Below are 13,125 nucleotides of genomic sequence, written 5' to 3' on the forward strand. Positions count from 1 at the left end.
GGAGCGAAGCGATCCAGGGTCGCGCCACGCCGATCGATCGCGCGCCGCCCTGGGTCACTTCGCTGCGCTCGTGATGACGGGGAGGCAGCTCACGCCGCCTCAGTCGATATCCTCGACCGCCTCGCCGCCGCCGTAGACCCGCTGCGCGAGCGAGGCCTCCATGAACGGGTCGAGGTCGCCGTCGAGCACCTCGTCCGGATCGGTGGACTGGGTGCCGGTGCGCAGGTCCTTCACCAGCTGGTACGGCTGCAGCACGTAGGACCGGATCTGGTGGCCCCAGCCGATATCGGTCTTGGAGGCGGCCTCGGCGTTGGCCTTCTCCTCGCGCTTCTTCAGCTCCGCCTCGTAGAGCCGGGCGCGCAGCATGTTCCAGGCGGTCGCCCGGTTCTTGTGCTGGGAGCGCTCCTGCTGGCACGCGACCACGATCCCGGTGGGGTTGTGGGTGATGCGCACCGCCGAGTCGGTGGTGTTGACGTGCTGGCCGCCGGCGCCGGACGACCGGTAGGTGTCGATCCGGCAGTCGGATTCCTTGATCTCGATCTCGATCCGGTCATCGATCACCGGATAGACCCAGACGCTGGCGAAGCTGGTGTGCCGCCGGGCGCTGGAATCGTAGGGCGAGATCCGGACCAGACGGTGCACGCCGGACTCGGTCTTGAGCCAGCCGTAGGCGTTGTGGCCCTTGATCAGGAGCGTGGCGCCCTTGATCCCGGCCTCCTCGCCGTCGGTCATCTCGACGACCTCGACCTTGTACTTCCGGCGCTCGGCCCAGCGGGCATACATGCGCTGGAGCATGTTTGCCCAGTCCTGGCTCTCGGTGCCGCCGGCCCCGGCATGGACCTCGAGATAGGTGTCGAAGCCGTCGGCCTCGCCCGACAGAAGCGTCTCGACCTGCCGGCTCGCGGCCTCCTTCTCGACGGCTAGGATCGCCGCCTCGCCCTCGCGGATCGAGGATTCGTCACCCTCCATCTCGCCGAGCTCGATCAGCGTGGCGCCGTCCTCGAGGTCGCGCTCCAGCTTCTTGATCGCCGTGACGGCCTCGTCGAGCTGCTGCCGCTCGCGCATGACCTTCTGGGCGGCCTCGGCATCGTTCCAGAGGTCGGGGTCCTCGGAAGCCGCGTTCAGCTCCGCGAGGCGTTTATCGACTGTATCCCAGTCAAAGATGCCTCCTCAGCAGCCCTATAGACTGCTTGGCGGCATCCGAGGCTTGCTCGATCTCGGCGCGCATCTGGCTTTTCGGGAATGGGGTGTGGGGAGAGAATGGAAGCTCGTCGGGTCGGGGTGATACCCCCCGGGACCCGGCCTGTAAACGCTTCCCCGCCACGTCGCCCGCCACGTCGCCCGCCGCGTCGCCCGTCGCCCGTGCGGCGCCCGACCGCAGGGATGGCGGCGAGCCGGCGAGCCTCGGGCGCGTTGTCGGGGACGAGCGACACGGCCCGGGAGGCAGGCGGATGGCGGACGATCACGCGGAGACGTGGAAGGACTTCAACGAGGCCGTCAACATGACGCCGGCGGCGCTGAGGAAGCACCTCGACAGCGCGGCGAGCCGGGGGGTCGGCCAGAAGAAAGACGGCGGCGAGTCGACCGGGCACGAGATGGGCCGGCGGATCCTGGCGATCAAGGACACCAAGAAGGCCGACCTGACGGACGACGACTACGCCGCCATGCGCAAGGTCGTGGGCTACGTCCACCGCCATCTCAAGCAGGGCGGCGAGGCCCGGAAGGACCCCGACTCCCCATGGCGGATGTCGCTGATGAACTGGGGCCACGATCCGCAGAAGGATTGAGGCCCCGGAACGCCCGGCGGCTCAGTAGCGCGGCGGCACGATGTAGGACGGAGCGATCACGTACTCCCGCGGCCGCTTGCGCGCGCCGAACCGCCCCTCGGTGATCTGGTCGTTGTAGTAGTCGAACCCAGTGTAGCCGAAGCCGCCGCCGTTCATCACCTCGGCCACCGGCACGGCGGGCTGGGCGAGATCGGGCCGGCCCGGCGGCACCACCACCTGGCAGCAGCCCTCGGTCTGCAGGACCGTCGGGCCGTTCGGGGCGGTGAACACGAAGGCGCGGGGCTGGTAGGGCGCCGGCGGGTAGGCGGCGTCGGAGGCCGAGGCGCCCTGCCCCGCCAGGAGGGCGAGCAATCCGGCGGCGATCAGGGTCTTGGTGCTCACGCGATGCTCCGTCAGGGGGCCGGGCGGGCCGGCATCTGGCCTACAGTCTAGCTGATCGCGGGCGGCTTGTCCGGCCCGTCCGAATCGACCGGTTACCGAAATTCCGGGCGGGTTCAGCCCCGCGCGCGCAGCACGACCTGCGGGCTCGCCGGGACGGGGCGGCAATCGGTCGTGAAGGCGTTGACCGGCAACGGCTTCGAGTCGCACGCGTACACGTCCGCCGGCCCTGGCGCAGGGATCGGGTCCCGGGCGATGATCGGGTTCGGCGCGCAGGCCGAGGCCGCGGCGGCGAGCAGCAGGGCGGCGATGAGGTTCAGGCGGCGCATGCGAGACTCGGGACGCGGGAAGACCCCCGCACCTGACCCTGGCCATCGCGCCCCGCGCTGACAAGCGCCGGCGCGGGGCGCCGACACCTTTGACGGCGTCTGTCGCCCCGCGGCAACAATTTGCGCGGGCCGGTCTAGCCGGTCCGGGCCATCGGCAGGACGTTGTGCAGCGTCTTGTCGGTGCCGTCGAAGAACCGGCGGATATTGCGCGCCGCCTGCCGGATGCGCTGCTCGTTCTCCACGAGCGCGATGCGGACGTACTCGTCACCGAACTCGCCGAAGCCGATGCCGGGCGCGACCGCCACGTCGGACTTCTCCAGGAGCAGCTTGGAGAATTCGAGGCTGCCGAGTTCCCGGTACCGCTCGGGGATCGGCACCCAGGCAAACATCGACGAGGCGGGCGACGGGATGGTCCAGCCGGCCTTGCCGAAGGACTCCACCAGCGCGTCGCGACGCTTCCTGTAGATGCTGCGCATCTCGTGGATGCAATCGTCCGGGCCGTTGAGGGCGGCCGTCGCGGCGACCTGGATCGGCGTGAAGGCGCCGTAATCGAGGTAGGATTTCACCCGGGTGAGCGCCGCGAGCAGGCGCTCGTTGCCCACCGCGAAGCCCATCCGCCAGCCGGCCATCGAGTAGGTCTTCGACAGCGAGGTGAACTCCACCGTGCAGTCAATGGCGCCGGGCACCTGCAGCACCGAGGGCGGCGGGTTGTTGTCGAAATAGACTTCCGCGTAGGCGAGGTCCGACAGCAGGATCAGCTCGTGCTGCTTCGCGAAGGCCACGAGGTCGCGGTAGAAGTCGAGGCTCGCCACGTAGGCGGTCGGGTTCGACGGGTAGCAGACGACCAGCGCCACCGGCTTCGGGATCGAGTGGCGCATGGCCCGCTCCAGGGCGGGGAACATCGCCGGGGTCGGCTCGGCCGGCACGGAGCGGATGACGCCGCCGGCCATCAGGAAGCCGAAGGCGTGGATCGGGTAGCTCGGGTTCGGCACCAGCACGACGTCGCCCGGCGCGGTGATCGCCTGGGCCATGTTGGCGAACCCTTCCTTGGACCCGAGAGTCGCCACCACCTGGGTGTCGGGGTTCAGGGTCACGCCGAAGCGCCGCTGGTAATAGCCCGCCTGGGCCTTGCGCAGGCCCGCGATGCCCTTGGAGGCCGAGTAGCGATCCGTGCGCGGCCGCCCGGCCGTCTCGCACAGCTTGGCGATGACGTGCTTCGGGGCGTCCAGATCGGGGTTGCCCATGCCGAGATCGATGATGTCGGCGCCCTGCGCGCGGGCGGCAGCCTTGATCCGGTTGACCTGCTCGAAGACGTAGGGCGGCAGTCGCTTGATGCGGTGGAAGTCGGTCATGGGCGTGTCCATCGGCGCGTCCCGGATCCGGCGTCTCTCGTTTGGGCCGGTCGGGCGAACCACGTGCTCTACCAGAGTTGCGGGCCGCCGCCGACCCTGAAAAAGGGCCGGCTACTGCGCCGCCGGAGCCGGCTTGACGGTGGCGGCCGCGCCCCGCCCGGCGCTCTCGGCGGCCCGCCCCCGGGCCTCGTTGCGGCCGCGGGCACCCTCCAGCTCCGCCTCCAGGGCCTTCTGGCCCGTGACCGACTTGGCCCGGACCGGCCGCTTCGGCGCGTCGACGCCAACCGGCATGAAGTCGGGCTGCGCCTTGCTGCGGGTGTCCGTGACGAAATCCGGGGCCGCGACGACCCGCGGCCCGTAGCCTGCATCGGAGGCCAGCGAGCGGACGACGTCGCCCGAGCAGGCCCCGAGCGCGCCGACCAGCACGCCCAGGCCGGCCGCGCGCGTCAGGCGGCGCAGCGGACCGGCGCGATGCGGGCGGATAGCGGGGTTCAAAATGGCACGATCCATCGTCACATGCGTATGAAAAGATCGGCCGGATGTTTCGGCGACGTCCTGAGCCGGGCTGGCGAAAACTCTGGCTCGCTCCTTATTTTGTCGGAAACGAGGCCCGCGCCATCGGGTCAACAGATGAAGCACAGGGAGGCACGTTTGACGAGCCCGCAGGCGCCGGATCGGACCGCCCCTCCGAAGTCGGTCTCGAACGGCGCGATGCCGGACGGCACGGTCGCCCCGATGCCGGATTTCGAGGCGATTTCCCGCAATGCCGGTCAGTTCGTCGAGGCGATGGGGCGCAACGTCGCCCGCCTCCTCGGGCCCGAGGGCCAGGCGGCCGCACCCGGCAGCGAGATGAACGAGGCGGCCAAGGTGCTCGGTCAGGTGGCCGAGACCTGGCTCGCCGATCCGAACCGCAGCGCCGAGGCTCAGGCGCGCCTGTCGCAGGCTTTCCTGTCGCTCTGGGGCTCGACCTACCTGCGCCTGCAGGGCCAGCCCGCCGATCCGGTGGCGCTGCCCGAGCCCCGGGACGCGCGCTTCGCCCACGCCGAGTGGACGACCAACCCGTATTTCGACTTCCTCAAGCAGGCCTACCTGCTCGCCACCCGCTGGGCGGAGAGCCTCGTCGACGAGGCCGAGGGGCTCGACGCGCACACGCGTCACAAGGCGCAGTTCTACCTGCGCCAAGTGACCAGCATGCTGTCGCCCTCGAACTTCCTGCCGACCAACCCGGAGCTGATCCGCCACACCCTGCAGGAGAACGGCGCCAATCTCGTCCGCGGCCTCAAGATGTACGAGGAGGATCTGGCGGCCGGCGGCGGGCAGCTGCGCGTGCGCCAGACCGACCCGAGCGGGTTCGAGGTCGGGCGCAACATGGCGGTCACCCCCGGCGAGGTGGTGTTCCGCAACGACCTGATCGAGCTGATCCAGTACGCGCCCACCACCGAGACCGTGCTGCGGCGCCCGTTCCTGATGGTCCCGCCCTGGATCAACAAGTTCTACATCCTCGACCTCAATCCGCAGAAGAGCTTCCTGAAGTGGATGGTCGACCAGGGCCTGACGGTCTTCTGCATCTCCTGGGTCAATCCCGATTCCCGCCACGCCGACAAGGACTTCGAGTCCTACATGCGCGAGGGGATCGAGGCGGCCATCGACGCGATCGGCGTCGCCACCGGTGAGAGCGAGGTCACGGCGGCGGGCTACTGCGTCGGCGGCACGCTGCTCGCGGTGACGCTCGCCATGCAGGCGGCCACCGGCAACCGGCGGATCAAGAGCGCGACGCTGCTCACCACACAGGTCGACTTCACCCACGCGGGCGACCTGAAGGTCTTCGCCGACGAGGAGCAGATCCGCCAGGTCGAGGCGCGCATGGCCGAGCAGGGCTACCTGGAGGGCGCCCGCATGGCGAACGCCTTCAACATGCTCCGGCCGAACGACCTGATCTGGCCCTACGTCGTGAACAACTACATCAAGGGCAAGGCACCCTCGGCCTTCGACCTGCTGTACTGGAACTCCGATGCCACCCGGATGCCGGCGGCCAACCACTCGTTCTACCTGCGCAACTGCTACCTCGACAACACGCTGGCGCAGGGGCGGATGGTGCTCGGCAACGTCCGCCTCGACCTCAGGAAGGTCCAGGTGCCGATCTTCAACCTCGCGACCCGCGAGGACCACATCGCGCCGGCGCTGTCGGTCTTCGAGGGTTCGAAGGTCTTCGGCGGGAAGGTCGATTTCGTCCTCGCCGGCTCCGGCCACATCGCCGGCGTGATCAACCCGCCGTCCAAGCCGAAATACGGCTACTGGACCGGCGGCCCCGTGAAGGGGACGCTCGAGGAGTGGATCAGGGCCGCGGTCGAGACCAAGGGCTCGTGGTGGCCCTACTGGTTCCAGTGGATTGAGGCGCAGGCCCCGGAGCGGGTGCCGGCCCGGCAGCCGGGCGGCGACGCGCTGCAATCCTTAGGGCCGGCGCCCGGCACATACGTGCGGATGCGCGCCTGAGGCGCGCGACGCGCTCGGATCGATGGGTGATCGGCCCCGATGGTCACGGAGCCGCCCCGACATCACGAGTGGAGCGACGTGACCCGGGGCAGCGCGACACCTGTCGGCGTGGCGCTGCCCTGGATCGCTTCATTCCGCTCGCGAAGACGGCGGCAGCGAAGGACACGACCGGAGCTGCCCGTCAGTACTTCCGCACGAGCGGCGCCGGGGCCGGGGCCGGCGGCGCGCCGAAGACGTAGCGGAAGCCCACCGAGACGATGTCGGCGCTGGAATCCACCACGCCCGCGAAGGCGATGTTGCTGATGTTGTAGTCGCGGCCGATGCCCGCGAGGATCCGCGAGCGGTCCAGGAAGAAGTGCGAGTAGGCGAGGTTCAGCGTCAGCTGCTGGCTCCAGCGGTAGCTGGCGCCGACCGAGACGTTGTACCGGTCGCCGTCCGGCAGGCGCACCGAGCGGTTCCGGAAGTCGATGGGCGAGGTCTCGTAGGCGAAGCCGGTCCGCAGCGTCAGGTTCGGCGACGCGTCGTACTCGGCGCCGATCGCGTAGGTGAACCCGTCTTTGTAGTTGAGCGGCAGGTTGTTCACCGGCAGGCCGATCGTCTTCGATACGATGCCGATGGTGCCGAGCCTCGACCAGTTGTCCCACTCGAAGCCGAGATTCACCCGCGCCACCGGCGAGACCGCCTGGGTCAGGCCGACGCTCAGCTTCTCGGGCGTGTTCAGCTTGGCGCGGACCTGTCCGGCCAGCGGCGCCAGGGCGACGAGCGGGACGCCGATCGAGCCGTCGATGTCGTGGTGCACCGAGGAACGGTAGCCGATGCCCAGCACGGTCCCGTCGCGGGGCGTGAGCGTGGCGCCGGCGGTGAAGCCCGCGCCCCAGGACTCACCCTTGAGGAAGGAGCTCGGATACGAGGTCGGCAGGATGCCGGGGATCGGCAGCGCCTGCCGCAGGGTCAGGCGGAAATACTCGATGTTCGGGCCGGCCGCGATCGAGAGCCACTCGTTGACCTTGAAGCCGATGACCGGGTTGATCGCCAGCGAGAAGATCCGCGACGAGCGTCCGTAGACCTCGCCGGCCCACACGTCCCGCGGCTTGGTGACGAGGCCGAAGGGGGCGCCGGTCGAGAGGCCGAGCCACAGGCGGTCGTTCAGCTGGTACGAGGTCGCGCCCGCCGGCACGACGGCGCCCTGGCCCAGCTCACCCGAGCCGCCCAGCCGCGCGAAGCCCGGATTGGTGCCCGGCGCGGGCCGGATCTCCGAGGACAGGCCGATATAGGTGAAGTTCTGCTCCGCGACGAAGCCCGGGTTCATCGTGATCGTCGCGGGATTCCAGAACATCGACGAGACGCCGCCCGATCCCGACGCCGCGCCCGCGAAGGCCAGCCCCTGGGCCTCGGTGCTCTGCTCCCGGATCCCGAACGCCCCCGCCTGCACCTGCCCGGCGCCGAGGACCACCGCCGTCGCCGCCAGCATCGCAGCGCGAACCGTCCCGCCCATCTCTTCCCCCAAGCCTTCGTTCTGCTGGGCGCCGTCGATTGTTCGAGACCCGTTATGCGGCGACCTTCCATGCATGGTGCCGGTTTCGGGTGCGGAACCGCAATGACCCCGACCATTTTCGGCACCGAGAGGAATAGTAGTAGATAAGGAGCGGTAAACGGCACCTTCACGAGCGAAAGCCCGTGATGATCGAGATTTTTCAGTCTTGATCCGAGCTGTCACACCGAGATGGCGACAGGAACAATATATCCGAACGTCGCCGACCCTGCACTTTTCCGCCGTCCTGTTGCCCTGCGGCGACACCCGGCGGACCGACACGCCGACGCGGCCGGCCTTGCACCCGGGTCGAGGCCCGGCCATGGTCCCGGCGTCCGGCGCAGACCGGTTCAGGGAAGGATGAGGAGTGCGGCCATGAAGCTCTTCCGGCACGGCCCGAGCGGCGACGAGAAGCCCGGCCTCGTGGATGCCAGCGGGGGGCTGCGCGACCTGTCGGGCATCGTGCGCGACATCGCCGGGCCGGCCCTCGCGCCCGACTCGCTGGTGCGGCTGCGCGCCCTGGATCCCGAGACCCTGCCGAAGCTGCCCCCGGACGTGCGGCTCGGCCCCTGCGTCGGCGGCACCCGGAACGTCGTCGCCATCGGCCTGAACTTCGCCGACCACGCCGCCGAGACCGGCTCGCCGATCCCCGCGGAGCCGATCATCTTCAACAAGGCCCCGTCCAGCCTGTGCGGGCCGAACGACACGGTCATCATTCCCAAGGGGTCGCACAGCACCGACTGGGAGGTGGAGCTCGCCGTGGTGATCGGGCGGCGCGCCAGCTACGTCCACGCCAACGAGGCGCTGAGCTACGTTGCGGGCGCCTGCATCTGCAACGACGTCTCCGAGCGCGAGTGGCAGATGAACCGCGGTCCGACCTGGACCAAGGGCAAGAGCGCGCCGACCTTCGGCCCCCTCGGCCCATGGCTGGTGACCCTCGACGAGATTCCCGACCTGAAGAACCTCGCCATGAGCCTCGACGTGAACGGCGAGCGCCGTCAGACCGGCTCGACCGCAACGATGATCTTCGACGTTCCCCAACTCGTCGCCTACGCGTCGCACTTCATGCTGCTGGAGCCGGGCGACGTGATCACCACCGGCACGCCGCCTGGCGTCGGCCTCGGCATGAAGCCGCCGCGCTACCTCAAGGCCGGGGACGAGATGGTCCTGCGCATCGACCGGCTCGGCGAGCAGCGGCAGAAGGTCATCGCCTTCGACGACTGGACCGCCAAGGTCTCGGCCGGCGAGCCGACGCACTGACAGACGGGGCCGCCGCCCGAGCCCGGGCGGCGGCCCCGCGCCCGGGCAACGTCACCGATAATGGCGAGCGCCCGGCACCCGCGACCGACGGGACCTATATACTCTCGATTGAATTATGGATTGATTTTAGTATTGTAAGTTATATCGCCGGCCTTGATCGGTTAAGACTGTATTATATTATAGCTGTAAAATGCCCGCCTCGTCGATCGGGCCCGGCATGAGTGCGAAAACTGATTTCCCCAATGGCCGGACCTCCGGATCGGAGTCCGAGCCGCCGACGCTCAGGTCGATCGAGATCCTGGCCGATGCCGTCAAGCAGGCGGCGCAGGAGAAGACCGGCCGGATCCGGCGGATCACGGCGCAGACCAAGATCCTCGCCCTCAACGCGCTCATCGAGGCCGCGCGGGCCGGAGATGAGGGACGCGGCTTCGCGGTCGTCGCCCAGGAAGTGCGCGCCCTCGGCGAATCCGTGGACGTCATCGCCGGCGAGCTGGAGCTTCACCTGTCCGGCCGCATCGTCGAGCTGCAGCGCACCGTCGAGACGATGGCGGGCCGCGTCCAGGGAGAACGCCTGGTCGATCTCGCGCTCAACGCGGTCGAGCTGATCGATCGCAACCTCTACGAGCGGACCTGCGACGTGCGCTGGTGGGCGACCGACGCCGCCGTCGTCGCCTGCGCGGCCGATCCCGGCCCGGCCGCGGCGGCCTTCGCGGGCGACCGCCTCGGCATCATCCTCTCGGCCTACACGGTCTATCTCGATCTCTGGATCTGCGGCCTGGACGGCCGCATCCTCGCGACCGGCCGCGCCGATCGCTACCCGGGACTGCAGGGCCGGAGCGTCGCGGGGGAAGCGTGGTTCCGGGAGGCGCTCGCCCTGGAGAGCGGCGACGCCTTCGTCTGCGCCGACGTGCGGCAGGAGGATGCGCTGGGCGGCGCGCAGGTCGCCACCTACGCGGCGAGCGTGCGGGCGGGCGGTCAGGCGACCGGCGCACCGCTCGGCGTCCTGGCGATCCACTTCGACTGGGCACCGCAGGCCCACGCCATCGTTTCGGGGATCCGGGTCGCGCCGGAAGATCGAGGGCGCACCCGCGCCCTGCTGGTCGATGCCGGCGGCCGGGTGCTGGCCGCCTCGGATCAGGTCGGTCTCCTGACCGAGCGGGTCTCCTGCCGGATGGACGGCGAGACGAGCGGAGTCGTGCGGGATCCGCGGTCGGGCACGGTCACGGCGTACCATCGGACACCGGGATACGAGACCTATCGCGGGCTGGGCTGGTACGGCATGATCGTCCAGACCGACCCCTCGGTCGGAGGTTCGGGCGCGAGGCCCGCTTGATTTCTGTCCGCCGATCCGGCTCAAACACCGCATGAGCGCGACTTCCCTCCCCGGTTCCCAGCAGCCCGACCTCGGCGACATCCGCCACGACTGGAGCGTGGCGGAGATCCGCGCGATCCACGACCTGCCGCTGATGGACCTCGTGTTCCGGGCCGCGCAGGTGCACCGCCGGCACAACGACCCCGCCGACATCCAGCGGGCGTCTCTCCTGTCGATCAAGACCGGCGGCTGCCCGGAGGATTGCGCCTACTGCCCGCAATCGGCCCATCACAAGGGCGCGGGCGTCGCGCGCGAGCGGCTGATGCCCGTGGAGACGGTGCTGGCCGAGGCGGCCGCCGCCAAGGCCGCCGGCGCCCAGCGCTTCTGCATGGGCGCCGCGTGGCGCCAGCCGAAGGACGGCCCGGAATTCGACGCGGTGCTCGCCATGGTGCGCGGCGTGCGCGGCCTCGGCATGGAGGCCTGCGTGACGCTCGGCATGCTCACGCCCTCGCAGGCCGGACGCCTCGCCGAGGCCGGGCTGACCTCCTACAACCACAACCTCGATACCGGGCCGGATTTCTACGAGGACATCATCTCCACCCGCACCTACGACGAGCGCCTGCAGACCCTCGCGAACGTCCGCGAGGCCGGGATCGGCGTGTGCTGCGGCGGTATCGTCGGGATGGGCGAAGGTGTCACCGACCGCGCCGCGATGCTTCAGGTTCTGTCCAACCACGCTCCCCACCCGGAGAGCGTGCCGATCAACGCCCTCGTGGCGGTGCCCGGCACCCCGCTGGAGGACCAGCCGGCGGTCGATCCGTTCGATCTCGTGCGCATGTGCGCCACGGCGCGGATCGTGATGCCGCGCTCCCGCGTGCGGCTCAGCGCCGGCCGCAAGAGCCTCACCCGCGAGGCCCAGGTGCTGTGCTTCCTCGCCGGCGCCAACTCGATCTTCTACGGCGAGCGGCTGCTCACCACCGCCAATAACGGGCAGGACGACGACGCGGCGCTGCTGGCCGATCTCGGCATCCGGGTCGGGGAGCCCGTCCGGGCCGCGGCAGAGTAGCGGCAGCGGGGCGACGTCCCGCGGGTCCGGTCCCGTCAGCCTTCCGGCAGCACGATCCGGAAGCGCGCGCCGCTCAGCCCCTCGGCCTCGCAATCGTCGAGGGTGAGGGTGCCGCCGTTGATCCCGATCAGCTCGGCGGCGATCGGCAGCCCGAGGCCCGTGCCACCGGACCGCATGGATCCCTGGAACGGCGCGAACAGGTTCTCCCGCGCGCGCGCCGGGAGACCGGGACCGTTATCGGCGACCAGGATCGTGACCCGGCCCGGTGCCGCGCGGGCAGCGACCACGCTCACGGCGGCCTCCGGCACGGCCGCCCCGTCCAGCGCCTGCACGGCATTGCGCACGAGGTTGGCCAGCGCCCGCCCGAGCTGCTCCGGATCGGCCTGCACGGAGAGATCGCCCGCCGCGACCTGGACGCTGACCGGATGCGCCGCCAGCGCGGCGAGATCCGGAAGTTCCGCGAAGACCGGTGCCAGCGGCGTGCTGGTGAGGAGCGGCGCGCGCTCGGAGACGCGCCCGTAGGCGAGGGTCGCCTCGCAGAAGCGGATAGCGCGGGCCAGCGTCCCGACGAGGCGGGGGGCCACGCGCTGCACGGTCGGATCCTCGGTCCCCTCCAGGCGGTCGCCCAGGAGCTGCGCGCCGGTCAGCAGGTTGCGCAGTTCGTGGCTGATCTTGCTGACCGCCAAGCCCAGTTCGGCGAGTCGCCGCTTCTGCCGGAGCTGGTCGGCGAGGCTGCGCTGCATCCGCCCGAGCGCCCGCTCGGCCTGGCCGATCTCGTCGCTGCGGCGGGACGGCGCGATGATCCGCCCGGCATCCTCCGGATCATCCGCGAAGGCCGTGATGCTGGTGGCGAGCCGCCGCACGGGGCGCACGATCAGCACCTGCAGCACCACGAAGACGAGACCGGCGGCGGCCGCCGCGATGATCAGCGAGGAGACCAGCAGGCGCAGCGCGTAGTCGATCATGGCGGTGCGCAGCGGCGCCTCGTCGAGCAGGATCTCGACCCGGTCGAAGCCGATGCCGCCCTCCCCGACCACGCGGATCGGCTCGTGGACCGGCGCCACGAGGGTGCGCCACGCGCCCCGGATCGCCGACAGGGCGGTGACGTCGCGCAGGTCGACGGTGTCGGCGACCTGCTCGGGCATGGGCTCGATGGCGAGCAGACGCTGGGCGCCGCCGCCGCGGACGGCGATGGCGCGGGCGTTCACGCCGGCCAGGAGCCGGCTCTCGAGCGGCTCGGAGACCGGCTCGCCGGTCCGCCCGTCGAGCACCAGAGCGGCGACTTGCGCGGCCGCCAGGCGGTCGGACATCCATTCGATCCGGTAATTGGCCACCGCCGGCACGTAGGTCAGCACCTCGGCTACCACCACGAACGCGACGGTGACGAGGAACAGGCGCCCGGACAGGCCGAGGCGCGCGGTGCGCCGCTCGGGGACGTCGCGGGCCGGTGCGGGCGCCGGCGTCGCCGGTGCCGCGGCCTGATGGGACTCGAGGGACACGCCGGTCACGCTCCGCGCCGGCATCGCGGATGAGGATCGGCGGAGAGAGGATTGAGAAAGCTCGAGCCGGGTTCGGCCTTCGCGGGATACATGTTCGCAAGCCACAGATTCGCAGGCG

At 70.2% G+C, this 13,125-nt stretch carries 12 protein-coding genes; 5 read left to right on the forward strand and 7 right to left on the reverse strand.

Annotated features, from left to right (window positions below):
* Window positions 1–99: 99 nt before the first annotated feature.
* Window positions 100–1,228 (reverse strand): peptide chain release factor 2 gene (gene prfB / locus H288_RS0101465; protein WP_103984661.1). Its coding sequence is split into 2 segments (ribosomal slippage): window positions 100–1,158 and window positions 1,160–1,228, totalling 1,128 coding nucleotides; the frame shifts between segments, so codons are not numbered across the junction.
* A 223-nt stretch (window positions 1,229–1,451) separates the two neighbouring features.
* Between prfB and H288_RS0101470 the strand changes: the two genes are divergently transcribed.
* Window positions 1,452–1,787, forward strand: coding sequence for a DUF3140 domain-containing protein (locus tag H288_RS0101470; RefSeq protein WP_020090816.1), 336 nt, complete (start codon window positions 1,452–1,454; stop codon window positions 1,785–1,787).
* 21 nt (window positions 1,788–1,808) lie between these two features.
* On the opposite strand, the gene H288_RS0101475 is transcribed toward H288_RS0101470, so the two are convergent.
* From H288_RS0101475 to H288_RS0101490, 4 genes are all read right to left on the reverse strand, one after another.
* Window positions 1,809–2,168: a hypothetical protein gene (locus tag H288_RS0101475; RefSeq protein WP_020090817.1), complete on the reverse strand. Its 360-nt coding sequence runs from the start codon at window positions 2,166–2,168 to the stop codon at window positions 1,809–1,811.
* A gap of 113 nt (window positions 2,169–2,281) precedes the next feature.
* On the reverse strand, window positions 2,282–2,494 hold the full coding sequence (locus tag H288_RS0101480) for a hypothetical protein (protein WP_020090818.1): 213 nt from the start codon (window positions 2,492–2,494) through the stop codon (window positions 2,282–2,284).
* A gap of 134 nt (window positions 2,495–2,628) precedes the next feature.
* Window positions 2,629–3,846 carry an LL-diaminopimelate aminotransferase gene (locus H288_RS0101485; RefSeq protein WP_026604561.1) on the reverse strand — a complete coding sequence of 406 codons (1,218 nt, stop codon included), beginning with the start codon at window positions 3,844–3,846 and terminating at the stop codon, window positions 2,629–2,631.
* Between the two features lie 111 nt (window positions 3,847–3,957).
* A complete protein-coding gene (locus tag H288_RS0101490; RefSeq protein WP_042671931.1) occupies window positions 3,958–4,356 on the reverse strand; it encodes a hypothetical protein in 399 nt (132 codons plus the stop codon).
* A 141-nt stretch (window positions 4,357–4,497) separates the two neighbouring features.
* On the opposite strand from H288_RS0101490, the gene phaC reads away from it, so the two are divergent.
* On the forward strand, window positions 4,498–6,339 hold the full coding sequence (gene phaC, locus H288_RS0101495) for a class I poly(R)-hydroxyalkanoic acid synthase (RefSeq protein WP_020090821.1): 1,842 nt from the start codon (window positions 4,498–4,500) through the stop codon (window positions 6,337–6,339).
* Between the two features lie 181 nt (window positions 6,340–6,520).
* On the opposite strand, the gene H288_RS0101500 is transcribed toward phaC, so the two are convergent.
* Entirely contained in the window at window positions 6,521–7,834 is a 1,314-nt protein-coding gene (locus H288_RS0101500) for an OmpP1/FadL family transporter (RefSeq protein ID WP_026604564.1), read from the reverse strand.
* Window positions 7,835–8,245: 411 nt separating this feature from the next.
* Here H288_RS0101500 and H288_RS0101505 point away from each other — a divergent pair, with 411 nt between their 5' ends.
* The 3 genes from H288_RS0101505 (at window position 8,246) to bioB (ending at window position 11,508) form a co-directional block, all read left to right on the forward strand.
* Entirely contained in the window at window positions 8,246–9,130 is an 885-nt protein-coding gene (locus H288_RS0101505; protein WP_020090823.1) for a fumarylacetoacetate hydrolase family protein, read from the forward strand.
* Between the two features lie 217 nt (window positions 9,131–9,347).
* A complete protein-coding gene (locus H288_RS0101510) occupies window positions 9,348–10,463 on the forward strand; it encodes a methyl-accepting chemotaxis protein (RefSeq protein ID WP_106735891.1) in 1,116 nt (371 codons plus the stop codon).
* Between the two features lie 31 nt (window positions 10,464–10,494).
* Entirely contained in the window at window positions 10,495–11,508 is a 1,014-nt protein-coding gene (bioB, locus tag H288_RS0101515) for a biotin synthase BioB (RefSeq protein ID WP_020090825.1), read from the forward strand.
* A gap of 35 nt (window positions 11,509–11,543) precedes the next feature.
* Here bioB and H288_RS0101520 read toward each other — a convergent pair whose 3' ends face one another.
* Window positions 11,544–13,031, reverse strand: a complete 1,488-nt coding sequence (locus H288_RS0101520) for a HAMP domain-containing sensor histidine kinase (RefSeq protein WP_020090826.1) — start codon at window positions 13,029–13,031, stop codon at window positions 11,544–11,546.
* Window positions 13,032–13,125 lie beyond the last annotated feature (94 nt).

This window comes from Methylobacterium sp. 285MFTsu5.1, from assembly GCF_000383455.1.
In the GTDB taxonomy this organism is placed as follows: Bacteria; Pseudomonadota; Alphaproteobacteria; order Rhizobiales; family Beijerinckiaceae; genus Methylobacterium.